Origin of the sequence: Veillonella fallax (genome assembly GCF_020687175.1) — a bacterium.
Classification (GTDB): Bacteria; Bacillota; Negativicutes; order Veillonellales; family Veillonellaceae; genus Veillonella; species Veillonella fallax.
This window is the reverse complement of record NZ_JAJEQD010000011.1, coordinates 44,682-71,442: the sequence shown is the minus strand read 5'-3', so window position 1 is coordinate 71,442 and position 26,761 is coordinate 44,682. Positions and strand designations below refer to the sequence as shown.

Here is a 26,761-nt window from a genome sequence, read left to right as displayed (position 1 = left end):
CAAAAGAAAGGTGATTTTATATGGCAACAAAGACACAGAGCCTTGCGCACACAAAATGGTTATGCAAATACCACATAGTATTTACACCTAAGTATAGACGTAAAGTTATATATAATCAATACAGAAATAGTTTACGTGAAATACTGAGACGTTTATGTGAATATAAGGGCGTCAAGATTATAGAGGGGGAGCTTATGGCAGATCATGTGCATATGCTAGTATTAATTCCACCTAAAATATCAGTTTCATCTTTTATGGGATATTTAAAGGGTAAAAGTGCGCTAATGATGTTCGATAAACACGCAAACTTAAAGTATAAATTTGGAAATAGACACTTTTGGTCCGAGGGATATTATGTAAGTACGGTAGGATTAAATGAAGCTACCGTAAAAAAATATATACGTGAGCAAGAGTTACATGACCAAATGAAAGATAAACTTAGTGTAAAAGAATATGAGGACCCTTTTAAGGGTAGCAAGTAATACATATCCCCTTTAAGGGGACCGTTACGAGTCAATGGCTATGCGGCTTGAACGTAGTGAAAGCCAGCGCCTTTAGACGCTGGCCTAGTACTACGGGCTTATAGCCCGTGAGCAAACCACCCGTTTTACGGGTGGTTCTGATTTTGAATATGTAGGGGACTACCTGTATGATATCTAAATGTTGTTGATGCTTTCACGCTGATGAATAGTATATATGCCATATACGCATAGGGGTCAGAATATAGAAATTGGTAAATTGTTTAGGAATTATGGTTAGTGTGCTATAATTAAATTATATTTATAGAAGCAATCAATACTGTTTCAGGAGGATCTTCATGGCTTTTAAATTAAAAGGAAAAGAAGAAAAATTTTTCAGTATTTTAGAAAATCATGCTGCTCTTACATATGAAAGTGCAGAGATGATGGAGCGTGTGTTTAAAGGCGAAATCTCTAAAGAAGAGGCTTTTCTTGAAATTGATACAAAGGAAAAAGCTGCCGATGAATTAGTAACCGAAACTGTAGAACGTTTGCGTAAAACATTCATTACCCCAATGGATCGCGAAGATATTCAGCTTCTAATCGACCAATTGGATACTACATTGGATAATATTAAAGAAATTATGGATAAAATGGTTATGTACCATGTTGGTAATCCAAGTGATGGTGCTATCCGTATGAGTGAAATCGTTGTAAAATGCGTTAAACATATTAACAAATCTATTGGTTATATGAGCAGCCTTAAAAAGGACCATGTAAAGGTAGAAGGCCGTGTACACCAAGTATTGAAACTTGAGTCTGAAGCGGATAATATTTACCACGAAGAAATGGCTAAGCTCTTCACTGAGTGTACAGATCCTATTGAAATTATCAAATGGAAGGAAATCCTTAGCGCCATGGAGGATGTAATCGATGGATGCGAAGATTTGGTAGGTACATTCCGCCGGGTAGTATTGAAATATGCTTGAGTCTCATTATTTAGTATGGCTAGTAGTATTTTTAGCATTAGCCTTCGACTATATCAATGGCTTCCACGATACGGCGAACGCCATTGCCACATCTGTTTCGACCCGTGCTATTGAGCCTAAAAAGGCTATTATGATGACGGCAGCACTCAATTTCTTGGGGGCCATGGTTAGTACAGGGGTTGCAAAGACAATCGGTGGCGATATCGTAATGTCTGCATCTCTTATCAATAGTGGAATCATTTCGGCTGCTCTTATCGGTGCCATTACATGGAACTTGCTTACATGGTATTGGGGGATTCCGAGCTCCTCATCTCATGCGCTTATCGGTGGTATCATCGGTGCTGTAGGCTGGTCCGTAGGCTTTGATGCCTTAAATGAGGCAGGTATTTTAAAAATTTTCTTATCCCTTATTTTATCTCCAATTGTAGCCATGATTGGTGGCTATATTGTGATGAAAGTATTGTTGCTTATCTTTGGTAGATTCTCTCCAATTGTACTAAATGATAGATTTAGATCCATGCAAATTGTGTCTGCTGTCATGATGGCGTTCTCTCATGGCTCTAATGATGCGCAAAAGGCGATGGGGATTATTACCTTGACCTTGCTTAGCGGTGGCTTCATTGATACATTGGATGTACCGTTATGGGTTAAACTTTGTTGTGCTACGGCTATGGCCATGGGTACAGCAGTGGGTGGTTGGAAAATCATCTCTACCATGGGGACTAAGATTTTCAAACTAGAAACAATTAATGGTTTTGCTGCTGACTTAAACTCTGCTATCACTATTTTTACAGCTACATTCTTACATTTACCTGTAAGTACGACACACGTTGTAAGTGGTTCCTTGCTTGGCGTAGGTTCCTCTAAACGTCTTAAAGCTGTTAACTGGGGCGTAGCAAGATCGATGGTGTTAGCTTGGTTTGTAACAATTCCATTATCTGGTATTGTAGCGGCTATTGCTTATGAAATCGGTCACTTATTATTTGGTTAATAAATAGCTATATAAAACTAAAAAAGACTGCGAGAGCAGTCTTTTTTTAGTTCTGTTGTTTAAGAATTGGATTAATTGAGTTATACAATTTATCAATTAGATTTTACTATTTTTTTTTAGTTTATTATGAACCTGTCATCAAAGAATGTTGATATACACTAGGTTTTAAATACTATATTCTATAAAAGCGATTTATCTATATTTGGCAACGTTAATGTTAGATTTCAAGTTGAATATAGAGAAATGCTTATAAATATGTGCTTTTCTTGATTATGCGTTTTATTAATAAATGCGGTTTATTACTTGTTTAATAGTTGTTTTAGGACTGTTTATAATGAATAGCTATTGCATACTTATGTAACGGAGGTTATACTATCGGTAGAAGGAGTTTTTCAAGTGAAAAGTGAGGTATGTATATGGCATGGGGTGGAACTAGACGCGGTGCCGGGCGCCCACGTAATCCGATTAAACGTATTGGTAGAACCATTCGACTTAGTGATGAAGAGTTTCTTTCACTCAAACCATTAATTATGGCCATCAAGGCCAATAATGATAAACGCTATAGGCAACAATGTACTAGAAATGCATAAATAAGGCATTGTCACAGCATATACAACATAATAAACTTTTAATCTATGTTACAATAACCCATTATTTAAATCTTTCAACTACAACACATCTCTACTCTCTAACCATATGCTGTGTGCAATACAAAGCAGTACGAAGAAGGTCCCAATTCAATGAATTGGGACCTTTTCCGTTACATATAGTATATGTCACAGTATATTTAACTACCTAGGACAAATACTATCTAATACTATATATAATTTTATTAACTTATAGGACTAGTTAATAGAATACTTTCATAGCTGAGTAAATCGTTAGTCGATTTTTACGCCGTGAATTTCTTCAGCTAAACGTTTTAAAGCATCTACTGTACGAACGCCAGGTGTGATCTCAGATAGTTTTACACGAATGAAATGACCTTCTTTTACAGCAGTGATATCTTGAAGTTGAGGGTTAGATTTGATTTTTTCAATTTTTTGTTGGAAATCATCATCGTTGCGAATGGAGTTACCATAGTCAGCAATAATAATGTAATCAGGATTTTGAGCAATTACAGTTTCCCAAGAACCTTTAGCCCATGTTTTATCAACGCCTAAACCGCTCATTACGTTATCAGCACCGATAAGTTTCAAGATGTTTGTAGTGTAACCTTCGAAGGCTGTGAATGGTTGGCCATCTTCAGAGTCATAAATGAATACCCGTTTACGAGGTAAGTCTTTTAATTTAGCTTGGATAGCTGCTAACGTTTTACGTTGACTTGCAACCCATTCTTCAGCTTTAGGTTTAACGCCGAAGATTTCGCCTAATTTAATCATGTCATTAAAGTTAGTCTCTAAATCTGCTTTTGTAGATAACATGGATTCAGGAAGCCATATGTTAACCTTTTGAGCAATCATTTTATCTGCAGGAATAGCGCGTTTGCTGAAGGAGTCAGGCCAGCCTGTTGCAAAGTCTGGCTTTACGGACATGAATACTTCGTAGGACGGCCATTTGTCGGATAATACTTTTACCTTGTCATAGGCCGCTTGTAGAGGTGGATAGATTTCTTCTTCTTTGAAAGCTGTACCAGCCATCTTATCTTCAAGACCTAGTTGGAGCATCATTTCTGTAGTTGCTTGGGACATGGATACTGCATGGGTAGGAGCGGATTTTACAGCAAAGTCAGTTTTAGTACCGTCAAATGTTTCACTCCATGTTACCGCATTGCCATTATCAGCAGTGTTCTTAGTTGTATCAGAACCACAACCAGCAATAGCAAAGGTTGCGCATGCCATAACAACTAATAACAATTTTTTTGATTTTCTTAATTTTTGGAACATAGTAAGCCCTTTCTTTTGAATTAATAATATAAATGATAGCGCCCTTCATCCCAAGATGTTTTGAAAGGAACTTCAAATATGGGTTCAAGAATTTCAGGTGTTAACACCTCCGTAGGGGAACCTTCCTTTAGGATTGTTCCCTCGTTCATAATCACCACATGATCGCAATATTGAGCGGCTAAATTCAAGTCGTGTAAGACTACGATAGTTGTGCCTGTAAACGCTCGCAATTGTTTCATCAGTGCTATTTTATATTTCATATCTAGATGGTTTGTAGGCTCATCTAAGAGTAGAATTTGAGGTTTTTGAGTTAATGCTTTGGCGATGAATACACGTTGCTTTTCGCCACCTGATAAATGATGAATTTCTTCATCTGCTAAATGAGTAATACCTACTTCATGCATATAATGCTCTGCGATTTTTACATCCTCTGAGCTATATGTGCCGAAGTGTTGTTTGTAAGGATAACGACCCATAAGAACGATATCTTTTACGAGAAAATCATCAATCATAGAATCTCTTGATTGTGTTAGAACGGCTACTAATTGAGCAAATTCGCGGCCTTTATACGATTCTAATGGCCTTTGATTCAATATAATTTTATCTTTTGATGGTAGTAGTCGGTACAGATGGCTCAGTAATGTGGACTTACCACATCCATTCGGCCCGATGATGGCCGTTATTTTATTACTAGGAAATGTTACAGAAATATTCTTTAACACTTCTTTCTTCTCATAGGAGAAGGACAGCTGATTAATTTGATACATAGTATCTCCTATAAATATGATATACACTAACCATTGTGCTTGTAACGATTCATAATAATCCAAATAAATAATGGAGCCCCTAGTAGGGATGTGAGCACCCCGATAGGGATTTCTTCTGGACTATAGAGGGCCCTAGATAATACATCGGACCAAATCATCACGATACTACCGATGAGTGTACTGAATAGTAAGGTGTGTTTGTGCTTTGGACCGCCTATGATTCTCGCTAAATGAGGAATAATAAGGCCAATAAATCCAACTACACCGACCTTGGATACTAATGTAGCAATAACAATAGAGGATATAATGACAATGCTCAACTGTAACTGTTTTACAGATAAGCCCATTTGCGCTGCTTCGTGATTGCCTAGTAATAATACATCTAAATCTTGGTTAAATAGGTAGATATATAACATAAATAATGTCACAATGATGGCTGTTAGTGGTAAATCACCCCATTGTATACCGGCAAAGCTACCTAATAACCAGAACATGGCACTACGAACTTGTGCTTCGTGTTTTGCCCCGTAAATAATCATCATAGTTAGAGCAGAGAATATACCAGTCATGCCCATACCGATGAGGATAAGCTTTACAGGACTATTACTTTTACCAACACAAAGCAATACCAAAATAATAGAGAGGGCCGCACCTAAAGCTGCAAAAACAGGTGTGTTATAGGCACCTAATAGCGGTAGACCTCCCATGATAATGGCAAACACAGCGCCTGTACTAGCACCTGATGAAACACCTAATACATAGGGATCAGCGAGTGCATTTCGGGTAACAGTCTGCATTAGTAAACCAACAAGGGATAAGCCTATACCTGTTAAGACTGAATAGATGAGTCGAGGTAATCGTATATCCGTAATAATCGTATCTGTCATTGTAGCCGTGGCATTGGGATCAGCCATAGACATAAGGGCCTGAATGATTTGCTCCAAAGGAATAAACGTAGATCCAAATTGCAACGCCGTTACCAATGAAATACATAGTATTACACATAGTATTAATGCTTTTATAGATGTTTGCATAAAATCTCCTTATTCTATTTTATAGGTAATATAACCTTATCTAAGTATAGAGAATTTTCTATATATATACAATATATAGACGCGTATGGGTATTATTGTGAGCGGTTAGATTCTATAGAAATTATAATTGGAAATAGGATTGAGCTGATACTTAATATAAAATGCTTGAGTTAGTAAAAATTCAAAAATATGATTAAATATTTAATATAGGATATCCTACTATGTGTTAATAAATTCATCACTAAAATTGTTTGTTTTATTCTTTTTTATAGCCTTATTCCTATTTTGTTATATGAAAAAATTCACAGAATGGATATAATAAAGTATGTACGTAAGTAAATTCAGGAGGTGTTAGCTTGTTACAAGATTTACTATCTGAGGATAATGTATCTTTTCATTATCCTGCAGAAACGTGGGAAGAGGTAATTCGTCACGGTGGCCAACTCATGGTTGATGCTGGTTTTACTGATCCATCTTATACGGAGGCTATGGTTGAAGTAGTACGTGAAATGGGGCCATATATTGTATTGGCACCAGGTCTTGCGATGCCACATGCTCGTCCGGAAAATGGGGCAAAACGTGTAGGTACTGCATTGGTAACCTTAGAAAAACCATTGAATTTTGGTAGTCCTGACAATGATCCTGTGTCTGTTGCGTTGTTTTTATGTGCTCCAAACAAGGATGAACATATTCAGTTGTTGACAGATATTGCTACATTATTTGAGGATGATGAGTTTTTAGATGCGGCTGCTGATTTTGAAAGTATTGAAGATGTACAAGCATTCTTGGCCGAGCATTTAGAAGATCAAGAATACGTTTAGTAGGAGGCAAGTATGATTTCTGTATTAACTGTATGCGGTAATGGCATTGGTTCTAGCTTGATGCTAAAAATGAAAATTGAAGAAATCTGTGCTGAAAATGGTATTGATGCACAAGTTGAATCTATTGATTTTAATGCCGCACAAGGTCGTAAAGCGGACCTTATTGTAACTGTAAAAGAGTTAGCTGAACAATTTGAAGACAAGAATGTCGCTATTGTTCGCAGCTATATTAATAAAAAGAAAATCACTGAAGATATTCTTGATGCATTGAAACAAGCAGCTCAATAATGTAACAACTATATATAGGAGGTAGTGCCATGGAAATGGTATTAGAGTTCTTACGTGATGTGCTGTCTCAACCAGCACTTTTGATTGGTATTATGTCATGTATAGGTTTGATTGCCTTGAAACGCCCGTTTCATAAGGTAATGACTGGTACATTAAAACCTATTCTTGGATACTTGATGCTCGCAGCTGGTGCAGGTGTTATCGTTAACAATCTTGATCCACTAGGTAAGATGATTGAGCATGGCTTCCATATTACTGGTGTAGTACCAAACAACGAAGCTATCGTGGCTGTAGCACAAAAGGTACTTGGCGTTGAAACGATGTCTATTCTCGTAGTAGGCTTATTGATGAACTTATGTATTGCTCGTTTCACCAAGTTCAAATATGTGTTCTTAACAGGTCACCATAGCTTATTTATGGCTTGTCTTATGTCTGCCGTACTCGGTACTGCAGGTTTGTCCGGTATGGAACTCATCCTTGTAGGTGGTTTCTTGATGGGCGCTTGGTCTGCTATTTCTCCAGCAATTGGCCAAAGCTATACATCTAAGGTTACCGAAGGCGATGAAATTGCCATCGGTCACTTTGGTAGCTTAGGTTATTATTTATCCGCTTGGGTAGCTAAATATGTCGGTAAAGCAGACGATAGTACAGAAGACATTGAAATTCCAGAAAAATGGGGCTTCTTACGTGATTCTACATTATCTACAGCATTAACTATGATTGTATTCTACTTGATTGCAGCTTTTGCGGCTGGTTCTGAGTTTGTAGCTACTTTATCTGGTGATATGAGTCCTTACTTATATGCTGTTATGAGTGCAATGAACTTTGCTGTAGGTGTAACAATCGTATACTCCGGTGTACGTATGATCTTAGGTGATTTAATTCCTGCATTCCAAGGTATTGCAACAAAAATTATCCCTAATGCAATCCCAGCAGTAGACTGTGCAGTATTCTTTACATATGCTCCAACAGCGGTAGTATTGGGCTTCATTAGCTCCTTTATCGGCGGTATCATCGGTATGCTCATCCTTGGAGCTGTAGGTGGCGTATTAATCATTCCTGGTCTTGTACCTCATTTCTTCTGCGGTGCAACAGCAGGTATCTATGGTAATGCTACAGGCGGCCGTCGTGGTGCTGCAGTAGGCGCATTCCTTAATGGTTTGGCTATTACCTTCTTGCCAGCATTGGCATTGCCAGTTCTTGGTCAATTAGGTTTCCAAAATACAACATTTGGTGATGCAGACTTTGCCGTAATGGGTCTTGTACTTGGTCATGCATTCGAATGGATTGGTATGGCTGGTATCTATGGTATCGTAGCGATTGCAGCTCTTGTACTTATTATTCCAAACTTTATTAAAACAAAAGGTAAAGTTATTAACTACGTAGAAGAGGAGTAATGAAAACAACTGAGCAACATAGTAATGTTGTAATACGATATATATTCCTTACTATAGGGGCTATTAGCTTTGCTCTTGGTACAGCGGGTATCGTATTACCACTATTGCCAACAGTACCTTTTTATATGCTTACCTTATTTTGTTTAGCTAGAGGATCTAAACGTTTTCATAAAATGTTTTTAGAATCTAGTTTATATCAAAAGACTGTTGGTGCTTATGAACGCGATAAAGCGTTAACGTTGCGGACAAAGTTGTCCATTTTCTTATCTGTGAGTACAATAATGGCGATTGGTGCGTATTTTAGTCAAGATATGCCCATTGCACTTGGTGTTATGGCCTTTGTATGGCTTGGTCATGTTATAGCATTAGTCTTTATTGTAAAAACAAAAAAATAAAGAATTATCTCTGATAATTCTAAATATAGCCTTGTAAGTTAGACTGCGTTGGTTTAACTTGCAAGGCTTATTTTATTATAAAATCAATCATACATAGAGTAGACTGTGTAATGAATGGATTTTAATGAATAGAGCGCTATATATTACTGAAATTATCTTATGTGGATTACAAATAGTAGAAACTTATATTTTTAAAGAAAAAATGAATTATTACAAAAATTAATTTGACAATGAATATCAATAAGTATACTATGATAATTGTGTAAGTGATAATTTATATAGTATTTGTGTATATGGTGATAGTATGAATCCACATAATCATGCAATTTCACATGCAGGACTTACTATGTCGAGACATACGGTGTTTGACGGTATCGATCTATTATTTCTGGATGTGAAAGAAGAGTCGGTTCAATTTTATGCTAAATCACATACCAAGACATTTGCCATAAATCATTGTGAAGAGGGGCGCATCGAGTGTAAGTTTACATCTGGGGAATATTTATATATGGGGCCAGGAGATATGTCATTAGGATGGCATACTCATGCTGACTACCAACATAAAAATTATTTCCCTACAAAACTTTTTAAGGGAATTGTATTACTCGTAGATGTAGAAAAAGCGCAACCTGTATTGGATTCGCTTGTTACTGAGTCACGTATTAATTTAACAAGCCTAGCTGAACGATTTTGTGAGCATTCCGAGTACGGTATGATGATGGAAGAAACTGAATCGGTTAGACAGATTTTTTCTAGCTTATATAAAGTGCCTGACCAAATCAAAGGGCACTATTTTAAATTAAAGGTTATTGAGATCTTTTTGTTATTATCTGTAATTTCTACGAGCAATAATGAAAAGAGAGCAACCTATCGGAAACAGCAGGTTGATATTGTGAAAGCTGTTAACGAATATGTATCTACTCAGTTTATGAAGCGTATTACAATTGAGACATTATCTGAACAATTTGATGTACCTACGTCTACATTAAAAAGATGTTTTAAGGGCGTATATGGTACGACGATACATCAATATTTAAAAGAATGTCGTATTAATGCGGCTAAGAGGTTACTCCATGAAACGGATCAATCGATTCTAGAAATTGCTAATGCCGTAGGCTATGAGAATGGCAGTAAGTTTACTAGTGCCTTTAAAGAGGCTACTGGTGTAACTCCAAGTGCTTATCGTAAGATATAACAATTTAATATTGTCCGAAACGTATATTTTTGGTCTTTTCGGAGTAGATATGCAAGATACACTTTGCTAACATTAAAATGTAAATGATATTCAATGTCATTATATGTTGGTAGAGTGTATCTTTTTATTTGAGAGTGAAAGATACAAAACGTATAATTAGTTAAAATTTGAGGAGGGCACAATGGACCGGTGGGGACATACAAAGCGCACCATAATTCTGTCTAGTGCAGTTGCCTTGTGGCTTAGCGCACCTCTTGTAGTATGGGCTGAGAATGCAACCGTTACTACAGATGTTGTTCATGTTAAAGGAACATGGGCAGAAGAAGCAGCCAAATTAGACTCACAGCAAGTGCAAATCATTACCAAGAAAGATATTGAGAAAAAGCAGGCGAAGTCCGTCGAAGATATTATTTTTACACAAACTGGCGTCTCTAGAACTGTAGATGCTATGGGCCGTGTAGGTGTATCTATTCGTGGTGCAGAAGCGCGTCACACACTTATTTTAGTAGATGGTCAACCAGTACTAGGCGATTTTGATAAGTACTCCGGTGCAGCAGATGAAGTTCAACGGTTAGGTGCAGAAAATGTTGAACGTATTGAGGTTATCCAAGGGGCAGCCAGTGCAAAATACGGTTCAGATGCTATTGGTGGTGTTGTTAACATCATCACAAAAAAAGCACAGAAGAAACCGATCTTACAATTAAACGCAGAAGGTATGCGTCGTAAGAGTGATGGTGATACATTCCCATTCCAAAACTTCTTTATTCGTGCCGACTCTGGTCAAATGGGTAAGTTAAAGGTTGGTTTGTCAGGCAGTAAACGTGATCTAATGCCTGTTTTAGCATCCGTTAAACGTCGAGATTCTGGCATGGCTTTTGATTATGCAAAACATAATTTTAAGCCAAATGTGCTTCGTTATTATGGTGATGCGGCTGATATCGGTCTTGTAGCAACCTACGAAGCTAATGATAAGAATAAATTTGAAATGCGACTTAACCGCTACACAGAAGACCTTGTACGCGATGTTAAGCACTCCGACTCTGATTTAGAGCCTCAACAACATTTCAAACGTACCGCAGACCGCAATACGGCTAATTTACAATGGTCCTCCCGAGCAGGCAAAAGCGATTGGACTGTTGAAACTAACTACTCCCGCATTAAAGAAAATGATGTAGCCCTCATTAGCTATACAGGTCGCTCCGCCTATGAAGGCTCCAATGAGTTGCGTTATATCGATAACATCGATCATCGTCAATTGGATATTCGAGCTAATGCGAATACACAGCTTAATAAAAATCATTTGCTTAGCTACGGCGTAAGTTATGCTCGTGAAGAAGGTTCTGGTAGCCGCTTAAAGAGTTCTCCTAATACAAGTACCATGTACATTGATCCTTGGGATTACGATAAGAGCTTATTAGTGGATAAACTAGACCGCCTTGTAAGACGTAAAGGCGATAATAGCATCAAGGTTTACTCTCATATCCACGATTATAAATTCATTAATTCCGGTGCTGGTATGCCGCAATGGGATATGGATTATGAATATTATGGTGCAGAAACAGATGCTCAAAAACCAGATATAACTTATGATGACTATATAAACTATGGTTTGTCTGAAAGTAGATTAAGTGATTGGTCTAGTACATCTCCTAATAATCAACCTGTAACAGATGAGTTCAAAGCTCGTTATAAGGCTTTAGAAGACCGTTTGAAAGCAGAAAATCCTGTATTATCTGCCACACGTGCCAATATTGTAGGTGACTATTTTAAATATGGCGAGTCCAATGATCCTGAGATGCGCAAAAAGGCACCTAAGCTAAATGGTAAAGCCTTCCTAGAAGAATATCGTAGCCGTGATCAACGCTTAACAACTGGTAGCGGTACGATTCGTAAGTTAAATGCTTATGTTTCTGATACATGGCAGGTAAATAAGAACTTAACATTATCCCCAATTCTTCGCTTTGATAACAGCAGCTTATTTGGTTCTAATTTATCTGCGTCCTTAGGCATGACCTATAACGTTAAAGGTAATACTCACCGTAGATTTAAAGCCAATGTAGGGACGGGCTATACAGAACCAGGTATGGGCGAATTGTGGTACAACTGGGAAATGTATGCTTCTAACCCTGTTGGTATTGGGGTTGCAAAACTTGGTTGGTACTGGGCTGGCAATCCTAATTTGAAACCTGAGAAATCTGTTAACTTTGACATGAGCTTAGAAGGTGAAAATAAGAATACTTATGCTCGTGTAGGCGTATTCCATAACCGCATCAAAAACTATATGTCTGTATACTTCACAGGGGACTTTATGGACTTTGCTCCATACCTCAAAGGTGATGCTAAGTACCAACGTGCACCAGACATGATTTATAGCTTTAAAAATATTGGTAAAGCTGAAATTACGGGCCTTCAAGCAGAGGTACAACAAAAATTCGGTAAGTATTGGTCCGGTAAGCTCGGGTATACATACTTGCATGCGATCAATAAGAGTGATCCAACAATGCCTCGACAATTGTTGGATAAACCAATGCATAAGGTTGATATTGGTATTACCTATGACAACCCTAAATCCGGTTGGAATGGTTCCATTTGGGGCGATTACTATATCAATATGCTTGATAGTAATACTCTTAATAATGGTGGCAACTACTGGCCAGATATTTTATCTGGTGATGCAGGCGTATATAAGAAGCAAACCTATGAAAAGAAAACATTTGGCATTTGGAACGTAATGGTTCAAAAACGATTCAATAAAAATGCCATGATGTACTTTGGCATCAATAATATCTTTAACCATCGCGATGATGACCGTGCTACGCAAGAACGTGTGTATCGTGTAGGGGTTAACCTTAAATTTGGTGGTGGAGACAGCAGTAAAACGACAGCTATCGGTAAGACTAAGGATGGTACAAAAGGTAGCGTAACAGGTGCAAATGTAACGGATACTAATGGGAAAGTTACAAATGGTGAATCCGGTGTACAAAACGTATCTGATGTGGTTCGCTTAACTGATTTTATTCATTCTGATTTCGACACTACTAAAGAACGTGGTGTTACATTAGTTGGCGACTACAGAGCACGTTGGATGGCACATGATGGCTCTAATAGACCACAATCTCCATTTAGAGAAAATTCCGCTATTGGTTCTGCAAAAGCTAATATGTACGATGCCAATCGTCATAGCTTTGAACAACGTTTGCGCCTAGGCTTCGATGCTCGTCTTAATGAGTTTACCAATCTCAAAGTTATCGGTAGTGCAACTGGTATGAGCGATGTTGATACAAGCTGGACACAATCCGATTCTAAAGGCTTTAACCATCAACGAATCGACACAGTTGATCTCACAAGACGCGTTAAAAAATGGGATGTATCGGTAGGTCGCTTAACAGAACCTATGGGGGCTAGTGGCTACTGGTTTGGTCAATCTTATGATGGCGTTCGTGCCGTTTGGAATGGTAATGACTCACAAGTTCGTATTGGTGTTGGTACTTTCAAACATAGTACAGGTATTACTGATTCGGCTTATACTCATGCAGTACATGAAGTTATTTATAGACCGCCAACAGCGGCTGAATTGATTGGTATCAATCGTGATGAATATCCATATGATATCAACAGTGCTACAAAAACTGGCTCTGATGGTGAGAAAAAATCTACAGAGGATGCAGCAGCAGCAGATAGTCCTAATGGTATCTATGATTCTACTTACAAAGGTAAGACAGATAGCATCTACTTCTATCAACAACTTAAAGGCTTACAAGATGAATATGAGGCTTATAAGGAATCATTAGATCTTAGCTGGAGCAATCCAAATCGGGATCAAGAAATGGCTAAAGCCGATGCTAAATTAAAAGAGACTCAACAAAAACAAGCTCAAATTATGAGTCGCTTACAAGATATTCTTACAAAAGCGTATCCTACGGATATGGCGGAGAAGAAATTCTCCCTAGATATCCCATCTGGTGGCTATGCAATGTATGAAATCACGAACAAGAATACAGGAGAAAAACTCTATAAGACAGGGGACATTATGTATAATGTGAACTCCTCCTTATATCCTGAATACTTAAAAGAAAAAGCGAAAGGTCTTATCGTATCAACCGATAATAAAGACGCCTTACTAAATCCTAAGGCTTATGTTGAAAAACATAGTGATGAAATCAATCAATCCGTAGCAGAAATTGCAAAATATAATGCTACAGATAACTGGTCCAACTATAACAATAGTGAGCTTGATGTTGTTTGGGTTAAACAGCCAGATGGTACTTTCAAACAATCCTATGATTACTATGGACAACCATCTAGTGATTATGAGTTCACTGGTTATTTAGGTGCTAAAACGTATAAATACGATAGTGGTAGCTACGTATTTAGCGATTATGATGCTAAAGATGCGATTTATAAAAAGAACTTTACAATGGCCTCTAACGACTGGGGTGAAGGTAGTTCTGATTATGGTTGGGGTATGACACCAGCAATGTACAACTATTTATACAATCTTGAAAAAGTTGTACATGATGCAGAGTCTGAAAATAAATTACCTCGTGAAGCAATAGGCAAGATCATCGGTAATTTGATTCGTACAGAAGGTGTAGTTCTTGAAAAAGATACTGTACCGGCTATTGATAAAGCGGCCTTTGTTCAATACAAGAAACAAATAGGCTCTCGTCTTGGGTTACAAGCCTGGTACTTACGTTCCTTTGGCGGTAAAACACATACCTATTTAAATGCAAATGGTAACGGCAATGATGAATATAACTTCTCAAATGTAGCTCAAGTATTTGGTATTGGCGCTAAATATCAATTAGGTGCTAATGCTTCGATTACCGTTGATTATGGCCAAAACCGTTCCAACTTGGGCCGTTATTTAAATGGTAACACTGTATACCAACACGAACGTGGCACAGCCGACTTTGCTCTTAAAGGTCATCAAATGGGTGGTACACCACACTTCTGGATGGCTCGTCTAGATATTGGTCGTGCCGACCTAGATATTCCTAAATCTTGGAATGCGTTCATCGATTACAAATACTTTGAACATGGCTCCTTCTTCGGTGGCAATGGTACTGGTGCAGTACCGGATCGTTATCTCGACGGTATTCGCAGCTTTACATTCGGTGCTGGCTATGTGCCTCGCAAGGATTTACTCCTTGAAGCATTCTACACATTCGATGCGAAGGGCACTAATAAACGAGATACGTTATATGGTAGTGAAAGCTTTAAGTTAGGCGATTATACAAGAATTCAAGGGACCTACAGGTTCTAATGTTCAGTCTGTAAACAGGCAGAAAGGTTACTAATATGGAAAACTTAAATTATGTCATTCACTTGTTTCATAGCGGCGGATATGTAATGTATCCATTATTACTCTTGTCTTTCATGGTTATCGCTATCGCTGCAGAACGAGCTTTCTACTATCACAAATATGCCGGTAAAACTTTCGTTGTTACCCATGCAGTCAATGAACTAGCAAAATTACAAAATTGGGCAGAAATTGATAAAGTAATCAAAGAAAACCCATCTATTGCGAGCCGTATTGCAGAAGCAGGTTTACATAATGCTTCTAGCGAGGAAGCTATGAAAACAGCCTTTGCTGACCAAATGGGCGTAGACGCAGTAGGCTTCCGTAAATATATGGACTATCTCAGTGCTACCGTTACAATCTCTCCATTATTGGGCCTATTAGGTACAGTAACAGGTATGATTGGTTCTTTCAGTATCCTCGACTCCGGTGCGGGCGCATCTGCTATCACTGGTGGTGTTGGTGAAGCCCTCATCGCTACAGCATCTGGTTTGTGCGTAGCCATCATGGCCTTTATTGTATATACAGTATTCAGTCATCGTTTGGATTCTATCATTAACCAAATTGAAAATATGTGTGTTAGCATTGTTAGCGCTAAACGAGAAGGGTGGAAATGATTATGAACTTACAAAGCTTTCGTATGAAAACAAAGCCTGAATTCATGATTATCCCAATGATTGATATTATCTTCTTCTTGTTGGTATTCTTCATGATGAATAGCTTACAAACAGTGGCTCAAAAAGCATTATCTGTACAATTACCACAAGCTACTAGTGCATCTGCACCGGCTCAGTTACCAGTTGTATTTACACTTGATGCGGAAGGGCATATTACAATTGATAACAATCCAATGAGTATTGATCAAGCAGAAGCTATGATTAAACAACGGATTCAAGAAAATCCTAACGCTAGTGTTATCTTACAAGCCGACAAACGTGCAGCTCATGGTCAAGTAGTAGCGATTATGGATATGCTAAAGCAATCTGGTGTTAAACGCTTGGCTATTGCAGCTGAACAGAAAGGATAACTATGGGACTAGGCATATCATGGAAAAAAGCAGCCATTATATCCGCCGTAGTTCATCTTATTGCTCTATTTATTGCCGTAATCTTTTTCGTAGTGGTTCCAGCAATTCAAGACATGGAAACTTATGAAATCGACCTCACACAAAGTGTGCTCGATGATGGCGGCAGTGGTCATGCCGGTGGTGGTGGCGGAAACAGGTCAGACCTATTCCCTAAACCATTATCGGCTGATGAAGTAGCGGCAAGAACAAAGGCTGTTGTAGCAAATGTTGATCCATCTACTGCAAGAGATATTCCTGATGCAGTAGATGTACCCCCGAAAGGCGGCGAACATAAAGGTAATACCTCTGGTGATAATTCCACAGGTGGTTCCGGCCCCGGACATGGTGGCGGCTCTGGCGGTGGAAACGGTACAGGTGATGGCACTGGCAATGGTGATGGCCAAGGTCAGGGGAATGGTAAGGGTGACGGCACTGGTAAAGGTGACGGTCATGGTACAGTGAAAGCGGCCTTTGATACGGAGGGATTCCGTGCAAGAGTGCAAGACAATGCACAAATGCCTTCCATGGCTTTAAAAAGAAAATTACAAGGCGATGTGACTGTACAAGTAACACTTGATACAAATGGTAGTCTTATTGGACAAAGTATCATATATTCTACAAATGAAATATTCAATGATGCAGCAATGTCTGCCGTAGTGGCCGCAACACCATATAAAAATCCAACAGGCGAAGATATCAATATCAAGGTACCAGTTGAGTTTAGAGGTCACGAATCCTCTGATGATGAGGAAGAATAAAAGTATCTATGTAATAGATCTATTTTAGTAATATACTCATCCAAGAATTAAAGGAGATAATTATGAAATCCATTATTTTATATTCTTCCCTCACGGGAAATACTAAAAGCGTAGCGGAAGCAATGGCTTCCGTTATGCCTGAAGGTACGCCTTGCGTTCCTGTAAAAGAGGCGCCTGAGAATTTAGCTGATTATGACAATGTTTTCGTAGGTTTCTGGGTAGACCGCGGTACAGCAAATAAAGAGGCTGCAAAATTGATTGAAACCCTAACAAATCCTAATATCGTATTCTTTGCCACATTAGGTATGTATGCAGATTCTGATCATGCTCGTGAAAGTATTGAAAAAGCATCTGAATTATTACAAAATAAGGAATCCCTTGTAGATGGCTTCGTATGCCAAGGTAAAATTGATCCAAAAGTCATCGAAATGATGTATAAAATGTTCCCACCTGGATCTGCTCATGGTCAAAGCCCTGAACGCGATGCCTTACATAAAGCGGCTGAAACGCATCCAGACGAACAAGACTTTGCAAATGCAAAAGAATTTACGAAATCTGTACTTGCAAAGTTGCAAGCCTAAACTGAAAGGGGATTGGAGTATGAGTTTAGCAAGTTTCTTTGAATCCATTCCGGAGAAACAACGCAATCTACAATTAGGTTTAGAATGCGATAATCCGATGAGTGGTGCATTCCCTCATAAACGGGTTGTTCATGCAGGGCTAAATGGCACCTTAGTTTCGCCAAAGGAAACACAAGCCGTTTGGGATACCTTAATGAATGGCACACCGAAAAAGGGTGAAATGCAATGCGCCTATATTCACATTCCGTTTTGTAAGACTAAATGCACATATTGTGGCTTCTTCCAAAACGGTACGAGTCAAAACGTAGAGGACCAATATATTGATGGTCTTGTTAGCGAGTTAAAACTAGCTAGTGAGCGTCCAAGATTAAAAGATGGTTTGATTCATGCTGTATTTATCGGCGGAGGCACACCAACATCGTTATCTCCAGCAAACTCTGAACGATTGCTAAAAGCAATTAAAGAATATTTGCCACTAGCTAACGATTATGAGCTTACCTTAGAAGGCCGTATTCACGATTTGATTCCTGAAAATCTCGATGTTTGGATGGCAAACGGCGTAAACCGCATGTCTATTGGTGTACAATCTTTCAACACAGAAGTTCGTCAAATGGTAGGCCGTCTAGATACGAAAGAAACCGTATTAGAACGGCTGGCTGCGTTGAAAGCCTATGGTCAATGTTCTGTTGTTATCGACTTAATCTATGGTTTGCCTGGTCAAACTATGGAGGTTTGGGAACAAGATCTAGCTGATTTAGTAATCTCTGGCGTAGATGGTGCTGACCTATATCAATTGAACGTATTTGATGGTAGTGATCTTAATAAAGATATTGCAAACGGTAAGGTGCCAGCTGCTGCGACGACAGCTATGCAAGGGGATATGTTCAAATTCGGTCGTAAGTACCTTAATGAGCGTTCCTATCGCCGATTGAGTGCTGCTCACTGGAGTGCTAATAATCGTGAACGTAGCTTGTATAATATCTTGGCTAAAGCGGGCGTGCCTATGTTCCCATTTGGTAGCGGTGCCGGTGGTAATGTGGATGGGTACGGCATGATGTTACATCGTGCATTAAAGCCATACGAAGATATGGTTATTCGCGGTGAAAAACCATTCATGGCTCTTATGAAACAAAGTGAGTTACAACCCGTCGTAAATCAAGTGGTAAGCCAACTTGAACAAGGGTTCCTCAATATTATGAGTTTGGTAACACTAGAGCCAAGACTAGAAGAATTAAACTGGCTCTATAAATTATGGGAAGAACGTGGTCTTGTAGCTTATAATGGGTTACTTTATAAATTGACTGCAGCTGGTGAATTCTGGACGGTAAATCTTACACAAAGTACCTTGGAGGCTGTGGAGTATATCATGACTGGTAAAAACTCCTTCGCTATGGAAGCGGTGGCCGCCCAAGATACGAAAACAACGTCTAAAGATAATCCTAACCAAGAGGTACGTGGTATTGGTCAAGGTAAAGCTAATATTTCCGTACCAACAGATGAAGATTCCGAAGCACAACGCAAGGAAGCCCTTATAGCTAAGGCAAAAGCAGAAATTGCGAAAAGCGGTGCATCTGGTGAGTCAGCAGAGCGAATGGTACAGGCTATGTACAATTTGAGTGCTGATGAAATTGAATATATGATGGAGCGTATGATGTCTTAACCTGTTATAGTACACCTTATATCTAACAACCTTTCTCACACACAACATATACTAAATAAGACAAACTACGTGACATACAGTACACTTTGTACTACAAAGTAGCCCCAGACCATGGTCTGGGGTTTACTTTTTATAAGGTGAAAGGTATTCTGTAACTATAAGAAGTAATATTGTTGTATGAATAGTTATGTTTTCGGAGTTAGGAGATTAGTATGAGTACATTTCCTCAAAAACATATAGATATTGTTGGCATAGGTGCCAGTACATTAGATCGATTTATCGTCGTCGATCATTATCCTACAGGCCGTGAGGTACAACAAGTCGTATCGTCTACTACAGATGGTGGTGGGCCAGTGGCTACAGCACTAGCGGTGGCAGGAAAATATGGTGCCCGTACCGCAATGATTGATAGCATTGGTGATGACATGGTAGGTCGTCATATATTAGATGACTTTGAAAAATACAATGTTAATACAGAGGCAATTCAAGTTGAAAGCGGTGCTAACAGTGGTGTGGCAACAATCCTCGTAAAACAGAGTACTGGTGAGCGTGCTGTATTTTTTGAACGGTCTACTGCAACTGAGCCTGAGTTTTTAGATACCCATAAGCAGCTCATAGGATCTGCCTATATTCTGCATATCAATGGTCGACATCGCCAACTCATGCGCTCTGCTATGGCCGTTGCAAAAGAGGTAGGCACTATCATTTCTTTAGATGGTGGTGCTCAGCGTTACGATGAAGACATGAAGCCTATTACTGAAGCCAGTCACATCGTTATCGTAGCTCGTGATTATGCTGAAAAATATACGGGCACAACTAATCTAAAAGAGGCTTGTCGTATCATTCATGAACGAGGTGCATGTATTGCAGGTGTTACGGATGGTGCAAATGGTAGTTATTTTGTTTGGCCTGATGGAACATTTTATCGATGTGAACCATTTACTCAATCTACCGTAGTAGATACAACGGGGGCTGGGGATAGCTTTCATGGTGCTTTTCTAGCTAATTTAGTATATACAATTAATCATATGAAGGGGCAAGACACAACTTCGACGACTAAGCATGACCGTGCATCTATACATGCTGTAGAGTTGCTCAAAGCTTGTGCACATTCTGATTTAGAGAAGGCCGCTATTTTTGCATCTGCAGTAGCTTCTTTAAATACACAAGGCATAGGCGGGCGCAGCCCAATACCAACGTTAAAGTCAGTGCAGGAACTAATAGGATAGGACTACAGTTATGTGGCAAAATACTTCAAAAAATCAAGTTCAGCAATATATGCAACAAAATCCTTATCGCCTATTAGCCCTTAGCTTTTTTGCTACCATGACTATAGGGACGATATTACTCATGTTGCCCATATCACATGCTCAAGGCCTTAGTACAACGCTTGTAGATGCAGCTTTTACCGCAGTATCTTGTGTTTCTGTAACTGGATTGTCAACAGTAGATACCTATCATCATTGGTCCTTGTTTGGCAAAATCGTCATGGTAATCCTTATCCAATTAGGTGGTTTAGGGATTGTTTCTTTTACCACTATTATTGCTCTAGTATTAGGGCGACGGGTAGGTCTGAAAAATCGCGTGCTTTTGTCAGAAGATGTAGGGCAAGATGGCATGAAAGGGCTTCTACACATTACGAAGAAGCTAACCATTTATACCTTTTGTGTCGAAATAATTGGGGGTATTATCTATACCATTCAGCTATATCCCTATATTGGTGATGCTGCTTTATATACGGGGATTATGCAATCTATTTCCAGCTTTTGTAATGCAGGATTTATATTCTTTGATAATGATCTACCTTATGCTATGGTGGGCGATGTATTATTTAATATGAATACAATGGCCCTTATTGTAATAGGTGGTTTTGGGTATCTCGCAACTTTTGATATTTGGTCGCATCGCAAGCTACGACGATTTGTAGATTTAAAACTACATACAAAAATAATGTTAGTTGGTACAACGGCGCTCATCCTTTTAGGGACTATTATTTTCTTGGGGGTTGAGTGGGCGAATCCCAAAACGTTTGGCCCTTTACCTATATGGAACAAGGTCATGGCATCTCTGTTTCAATCGATTACACCTCGTACAGCGGGGATTGCAACTGTAGATTATAATGATTTACATCCAATTACACTGTTTATTACCATCATTTTTATGTTTATTGGGGCAGGTCCTAACTCTACAGGGGGCGGTGTTAAGATTAGTACTATTGCCGTCGCTTTTCTAGCAGCGCGTACATTATTTAATAACCGTCCTGATACAGAGGTTTTTGAACGTCGTATTTCGTTGATTACTGTACTTAAGGCAAATGGGATAATCTTTTTATCTATCCTTTTTGTTTTATTTGCTACTTGTTATTTGGCTTGGGATGAGCCATATGACTTTATTCGACTGCTTTTTGAGGTAACTTCTGCCTTTGGGACCGTAGGTCTTACAACGGGTATTACACCTAATTTATCTGAAAGTAGTAAATGGGTGTTGATGTTTGTTATGTTTACAGGTCGTGTAGGGGTTATGACTGTTATTGGTACTTGGGCGCTAAGAACGGCACCGACTAAACCAATTAGCTATGCAGAAGAGCGTGTATTGTTATAAAAATAGATTAGATTGAATATAAAAGAGGTCATATATGAAACATAAAACGATAGCAGTAATAGGTCTTGGTCAATTTGGTGGCACTGTTGCCAAGATGTTAGCTTCCATGGAGCATGAGGTATTAGGTGTAGATATTGATCCAGAAGTTGTACAGAAAATTTCGCCATTTATAACACATGCTATAGTTGCAGATACAACTGATGAAGAGGCAATCAAAGAATTGGCCCTAAGCCAGTTTGATATGGTTATTGTGGCTATAGGTGGAAATCTTCAAGCTAATTTAATGACAGCTATGCTTCTTAAAGAATTAAATGCACCTAAAATTGTGGCCAAGGCTGAAAATAATATACAAGGCAAAATGCTTCATAAAATAGGTGTAGATCAAGTGATTTACCCTGAATACGATATGGCATTACGCCTTGTACAGTTTTTAACTAGAGACCATGTGATGGATTATTTACAACTATCTAAAAATATTAGTCTCATAGAAATTAAGGTGCCAACATTCTTGGTAGGATCTAATTTAAAGGATTCTAATTTGCGTGAGAAATATAATCTTAATGCAGTAGGCATAAGACGCGGTGAAGATTTAGAAGTTCCACCAAACCCAATTACCATTCTCGGTGAAGATGATAAATTATTAGTAATTGGGAATAATTCTGATTTAGATGCATTAACGGTGTAGTAAGTATACGAAAGAGATATAATTATATCGAAAAAATGTGATACAATAAAAATAGAATTCAGTATAGGCCATACGTATTCGTATGGCCTTTTTAAATAGAAATGAAGGTTAGTATGACAGAAGAACAATACATAACGGCGCTGACCAATAACCCCCATGGAATTCGGAATATTCCAAACCCTACAGAAGCAATGCAACTTACCTGCGTAGCTCAAAATGGCATGTTGTTGCAATACATTAAAGAACCTACCGAAAAGGTTATTGAAACGGCGCTTTCACAATCACCACGAGCCATACAATTCGTGGAACATCCTACAGAAGAACTATTACAGGCCTTGGTGGAAAAAGATTGGGCTGTTTTAGAATATATCGATACCCCATCTGATGCAGTTGTTCAATGTGCACTCAATCAATCTGGGTGGGCTATTCGCTATATTGCAAATCCATCTGAAGCACTGCAGTTAGAAGCTGTAAAGTCTAACTATGATGCTTTGCAATATATTAAGGCGCCTAGTGAAGCCGTACAATTGCAAGCGGTTAAAGAGAACTACTTGGCATTACGTTATATTGATGAGCCTAGCGTAGCCGTATTAGAAGCAGCAGTTAAACAAGATTCTCAAGCGATGCGGCAAATTACAAAGCTTACAAAGGACTTGGCATTGCACCTATTTGGTGTAAGTGCTGCCACACTAGGGTATATACCAAATAATTTAGGTGTCACTGTGGACGAAATTAAATCGATCATCATTAGCGCCATCTCTAGTGATACAGCTGATGAAGACTATATTCGTGAATTGATTAACAACCAAGCTATCGGTGGTCGCCAATCTAAATGGCATATCGACCTATTGTCACTTATAGACGCTTATGGAACTAGGGCTGTTAAGAAAATTGCAGTCAGTGAATATTTGAAGTATTAGAAATGGAGACACAATGAACTTTATAGATACAATGGCAAGTGTAGAATTAGTGCTTGCTGCTAATCAAGTGCCTTTGCTCGTTGGTGAAACGGGCATTGGTAAAACATCTCTTGCGGCACGCGTAGCTACTGTGCATGACTGGGAATTGGTAACCATTGATGGAAATCTTTTAAAAGAAGGTGAAATTGGTGGTTTACCAACTGTAGAATCTGTAACACATACAGATGGTCGTGGTAACACACATTCTGTAAAGACTACAGTGTATGCTGTACATCATACGTTGGAACATGTGGCTCAAGCTGTGGATAAAGGTCGTCAAGTATTACTGTTTATCGATGAAATTAACCGTGCTGAACATGCAGTACAACAGGAGTTAATGAATCTTATCTTGAATCGTGAAATCAATGGCTTCTCTTTAAGTGATCAAGTGCGTATCATCGCCGCTATGAACCCTGAGGATTCTTTTGACTACCAAACTATCGACATGGACCCGGCACAACAAAACCGTTTTGTATGGCTCTATATGAATGCTGATTATATGCAATGGATTGACTGGGCTATAAGTGCTGGTATTGAGGAAAAAGTTATCGAATTCATTTCTTCCTATCCAGAGTATTTAAATCAACGACATGAAGATGATATTGATGCGACACCACGCTCCTTTGAACGCGTATCTGGCCTGTATACGATTTATAAAAACCAAGAAGATTCAGCCTATAGTCGCGATGTATTTATGAATGTTATCCGCGGTAATGTAGGTAAACTCATTGCCGAGGCGTTTGTAAACTTTATCGAGTCAGACCAAGAACCACTTATTACCTTTGATGATGTATTGGTGGCGGTTCAAAAGCCAGGGGCCATTATGTCTATGGCTGAACAGGTTAAAGGTGAAAGTCCAACACGCTTATACGTAGCGGCTAAAAATATGTTGCATCGTTTAAACCGCAATAGCAATGCCGAAGAAGTTCATCACTTCATTGAATTCCTTACATTGTATCCAGGTGATCTACGCGTAGCAGTTATGAAAGACTTGCGTAACACATACGAACGTGTTTTCGCTTATGCCATTGAAGATGACTTGTTCATCGATACCTTCTTTGAAGCACAAAAATAGTTCTGCTCCATAGTTAACTAAATGAAGCTGTCTATATGGATAAAGAAATTTAGCGAATGATTGGGGATACAATAACCAATATATAAAACATGATATACATAAAATCTGATGTTAAACGAAAAAGGAGGTGGAATGATGCAACGAAATTTAGATAAAGATGATATTCGCGACGCCTCTGATTTACTCACTCATATAGACGGGTGGGAGAAAACAGGTTCCTATGATGAGAAGGCCATCGAGGCTCTCGATCGTTGGCATGCAAAACGGGAACGTATTCATCGTGAAGCAGAGGCCTTGTACACGCAAATCTATGCTGCCTACGAAGCCTATGTAGATAGTTATGAAGAGCAACATCATAGCATGGAACCAGAACGCATAGCGGCGCACTTGATGAACCATAATATGTCTGATAGTCATATAGGGACCATAGGACGCGCCTTAGATGAGATACAAATTGAAGGCACCGATTTTGCGGTAATGCAACAAGCCGTTATGACACCTGCCTTTGAGCAACGATTATGGAATATTTTGCATGATGTAAATAGCTTACTCCTTGAAGAGGACCAATTCTTTGGTTATTTTTATTTACAAATGGCTCATTGCATTCGCTTTGATATGACCAGTGCTTTTGGCATTAACCTAAAACAAGGTGGCTATGTACTTTATGTAAATCCGTTTATCTTATTACGCCAACCGCCGGATGTGATGAAGGATGGCATTAAGCGCGAAATTCTTCATATCATTTCGGCTCACTTGATGCGGGTGAAAGCATTAAGTCAAGGCTTTCACAAAACAGCCGTTCACATGGCCATGGATATGGTGGTAAACGATTATCTTGAACATGTGGACCGTGATGCGGTAACGGTAGCTAATGTGAATGAGCGCTTTGGTTTATTGTTAAAACGGTTCCGTACCATTGAGTACTATGCTAAGGCTATCGACAAGGTCATGAAAGAGAAGCCTGATCTCTTTGTGCCTATCGACAATGCAGAAACGGCAGTAGCCATGGAGTTTGATCCTCAAACAAGTCATGATATTTGGGATGAATCTGATTCTATTGACACCGATACTATGGATCAAATTACGGAGCGTTATATTAACGAAGCCTCTAAAGGCGATATGGAAGGCTATGTGAAAAGTCTCATCGATACGTTTCAAAAGACGCGTCGAGCCTTGCCTTGGTATTTTTACCTTAAAAAATTGATGGGTAAGGTAGCCAGCGGCTACAAAAAAACGACGATGCGTTGCAATCGTCGTCAGCCAGAGCGCCTCGAATTATCTGGTACCTTGCGACAACATAAGGCGAATGTATGGGTAGCCCTCGATATGAGTGGTAGTATTACCGATGTTGAGTTTACCAATGCATTAGAGCAAGTATTGCAAATCGTGCATGCCTATAATCACCGCATTACCGTAGTAGAATGCGATAACGAAGTGCGTCGTACCTATACGATGGAATCGGTGAAGGACGTTAAGCCGCGCCTCGATGTGCGTGGTGCCACAGCCTTTGCACCTGTGTTCTCTTTAGCTAATCAAAATCGTGTGGATTTACTAGTTTACTTTACGGATGGTAAAGGAGAGGAGCGCCTCCGGGAAGCTCCAAAAGGCTATAAAGTACTTTGGGTACTGACAGGTGAGAACCCTCAATTATCTTTGCACAATCCATATGGTTTAGTTCGAGAGCTAGGCTATGTAGGTGTAGATGAAACACAAGATATTGATGAGTTTGTACGCATGTCCAATCGTGGTGGCTTCTCCATGGCAAACCAAGAATTCTAGGCCAATAGGAAATCACTTTATTTCATTAGGTTTTGTTTAGGACCTAACAATAAAAAAATGACGCAATTCCAATG

Annotated in this window: 24 protein-coding genes; 21 read left to right on the top strand and 3 right to left on the bottom strand. The window is 39.0% G+C overall.

Annotation, left to right across the window (positions count from 1 at the left end):
- Window positions 1-20 precede the first annotated feature (20 nt).
- The 4 genes from tnpA (at window position 21) to LKD20_RS06560 (ending at window position 3,028) form a co-directional block, all read left to right on the top strand.
- Window positions 21-482 (top strand): IS200/IS605 family transposase, encoded by a 462-nt coding sequence (gene tnpA / locus LKD20_RS06575; RefSeq protein WP_005380067.1) that lies wholly within the window; start codon window positions 21-23, stop codon window positions 480-482.
- 335 nt (window positions 483-817) lie between these two features.
- Window positions 818-1,447, top strand: coding sequence for a DUF47 domain-containing protein (locus LKD20_RS06570; protein ID WP_227721231.1), 630 nt, complete (start codon window positions 818-820; stop codon window positions 1,445-1,447).
- Window positions 1,440-2,438: an inorganic phosphate transporter gene (locus LKD20_RS06565; RefSeq protein ID WP_105089527.1), complete on the top strand. Its 999-nt coding sequence runs from the start codon at window positions 1,440-1,442 to the stop codon at window positions 2,436-2,438. The genes LKD20_RS06570 and LKD20_RS06565 overlap by 8 nt, the downstream gene beginning before the upstream one ends.
- A gap of 416 nt (window positions 2,439-2,854) precedes the next feature.
- Window positions 2,855-3,028, top strand: a complete 174-nt coding sequence (locus LKD20_RS06560) for a hypothetical protein (RefSeq protein ID WP_199176261.1) — start codon at window positions 2,855-2,857, stop codon at window positions 3,026-3,028.
- Between the two features lie 291 nt (window positions 3,029-3,319).
- Here LKD20_RS06560 and LKD20_RS06555 read toward each other — a convergent pair whose 3' ends face one another.
- From LKD20_RS06555 to LKD20_RS06545, 3 genes are read right to left on the bottom strand one after another with little or no spacing between them, the layout of a single operon-like run.
- Entirely contained in the window at window positions 3,320-4,324 is a 1,005-nt protein-coding gene (locus LKD20_RS06555; protein ID WP_227721230.1) for an ABC transporter substrate-binding protein, read from the bottom strand.
- A 20-nt stretch (window positions 4,325-4,344) separates the two neighbouring features.
- Window positions 4,345-5,091, bottom strand: coding sequence for an ABC transporter ATP-binding protein (locus LKD20_RS06550; protein ID WP_227721229.1), 747 nt, complete (start codon window positions 5,089-5,091; stop codon window positions 4,345-4,347).
- Between the two features lie 26 nt (window positions 5,092-5,117).
- Window positions 5,118-6,125 (bottom strand): FecCD family ABC transporter permease, encoded by a 1,008-nt coding sequence (locus LKD20_RS06545; protein ID WP_227721228.1) that lies wholly within the window; start codon window positions 6,123-6,125, stop codon window positions 5,118-5,120.
- Window positions 6,126-6,481: 356 nt separating this feature from the next.
- On the opposite strand from LKD20_RS06545, the gene LKD20_RS06540 reads away from it, so the two are divergent.
- From LKD20_RS06540 to LKD20_RS06460, 17 genes are all read left to right on the top strand, one after another.
- A complete protein-coding gene (locus tag LKD20_RS06540) occupies window positions 6,482-6,946 on the top strand; it encodes a PTS sugar transporter subunit IIA (protein WP_005385724.1) in 465 nt (154 codons plus the stop codon).
- A 12-nt stretch (window positions 6,947-6,958) separates the two neighbouring features.
- Window positions 6,959-7,234 (top strand): PTS sugar transporter subunit IIB, encoded by a 276-nt coding sequence (locus LKD20_RS06535; RefSeq protein WP_005385725.1) that lies wholly within the window; start codon window positions 6,959-6,961, stop codon window positions 7,232-7,234.
- 29 nt (window positions 7,235-7,263) lie between these two features.
- Complete coding sequence (gene ulaA / locus LKD20_RS06530) at window positions 7,264-8,631, top strand: PTS ascorbate transporter subunit IIC (protein ID WP_105089523.1); 1,368 nt, start codon at window positions 7,264-7,266, stop codon at window positions 8,629-8,631.
- Entirely contained in the window at window positions 8,631-9,026 is a 396-nt protein-coding gene (locus LKD20_RS06525; RefSeq protein ID WP_126413436.1) for a YbaN family protein, read from the top strand. Before ulaA ends, LKD20_RS06525 begins: the two co-directional genes overlap by 1 nt.
- 304 nt (window positions 9,027-9,330) lie before the next feature.
- On the top strand, window positions 9,331-10,221 hold the full coding sequence (locus tag LKD20_RS06520; protein WP_005385728.1) for a helix-turn-helix domain-containing protein: 891 nt from the start codon (window positions 9,331-9,333) through the stop codon (window positions 10,219-10,221).
- A 181-nt stretch (window positions 10,222-10,402) separates the two neighbouring features.
- Window positions 10,403-15,487, top strand: a complete 5,085-nt coding sequence (locus LKD20_RS06515; RefSeq protein ID WP_227721227.1) for a TonB-dependent receptor domain-containing protein — start codon at window positions 10,403-10,405, stop codon at window positions 15,485-15,487.
- A 35-nt stretch (window positions 15,488-15,522) separates the two neighbouring features.
- Entirely contained in the window at window positions 15,523-16,140 is a 618-nt protein-coding gene (locus LKD20_RS06510) for a MotA/TolQ/ExbB proton channel family protein (RefSeq protein WP_227721226.1), read from the top strand.
- A 2-nt stretch (window positions 16,141-16,142) separates the two neighbouring features.
- Window positions 16,143-16,550, top strand: a complete 408-nt coding sequence (locus tag LKD20_RS06505; RefSeq protein ID WP_039969325.1) for an ExbD/TolR family protein — start codon at window positions 16,143-16,145, stop codon at window positions 16,548-16,550.
- Between the two features lie 2 nt (window positions 16,551-16,552).
- Complete coding sequence (locus LKD20_RS06500) at window positions 16,553-17,347, top strand: energy transducer TonB family protein (RefSeq protein WP_227721225.1); 795 nt, start codon at window positions 16,553-16,555, stop codon at window positions 17,345-17,347.
- Window positions 17,348-17,409: 62 nt separating this feature from the next.
- Entirely contained in the window at window positions 17,410-17,928 is a 519-nt protein-coding gene (locus tag LKD20_RS06495) for a flavodoxin family protein (protein WP_060924066.1), read from the top strand.
- Between the two features lie 19 nt (window positions 17,929-17,947).
- Window positions 17,948-19,588 (top strand): heme anaerobic degradation radical SAM methyltransferase ChuW/HutW, encoded by a 1,641-nt coding sequence (gene hutW, locus LKD20_RS06490; protein ID WP_227721224.1) that lies wholly within the window; start codon window positions 17,948-17,950, stop codon window positions 19,586-19,588.
- A 212-nt stretch (window positions 19,589-19,800) separates the two neighbouring features.
- Window positions 19,801-20,817, top strand: coding sequence for a carbohydrate kinase family protein (locus LKD20_RS06485; protein ID WP_227721223.1), 1,017 nt, complete (start codon window positions 19,801-19,803; stop codon window positions 20,815-20,817).
- A gap of 10 nt (window positions 20,818-20,827) precedes the next feature.
- Window positions 20,828-22,189, top strand: coding sequence for a TrkH family potassium uptake protein (locus LKD20_RS06480; protein WP_227721222.1), 1,362 nt, complete (start codon window positions 20,828-20,830; stop codon window positions 22,187-22,189).
- A 34-nt stretch (window positions 22,190-22,223) separates the two neighbouring features.
- Window positions 22,224-22,874 carry a potassium channel family protein gene (locus LKD20_RS06475; RefSeq protein ID WP_005385754.1) on the top strand — a complete coding sequence of 217 codons (651 nt, stop codon included), beginning with the start codon at window positions 22,224-22,226 and terminating at the stop codon, window positions 22,872-22,874.
- A 113-nt stretch (window positions 22,875-22,987) separates the two neighbouring features.
- Entirely contained in the window at window positions 22,988-23,794 is an 807-nt protein-coding gene (locus LKD20_RS06470; RefSeq protein WP_227721221.1) for a hypothetical protein, read from the top strand.
- A 13-nt stretch (window positions 23,795-23,807) separates the two neighbouring features.
- Complete coding sequence (locus tag LKD20_RS06465; protein WP_005385758.1) at window positions 23,808-24,908, top strand: AAA family ATPase; 1,101 nt, start codon at window positions 23,808-23,810, stop codon at window positions 24,906-24,908.
- A 135-nt stretch (window positions 24,909-25,043) separates the two neighbouring features.
- Window positions 25,044-26,687 (top strand): vWA domain-containing protein, encoded by a 1,644-nt coding sequence (locus LKD20_RS06460; RefSeq protein ID WP_349226949.1) that lies wholly within the window; start codon window positions 25,044-25,046, stop codon window positions 26,685-26,687.
- Window positions 26,688-26,761: the final 74 nt, after the last annotated feature.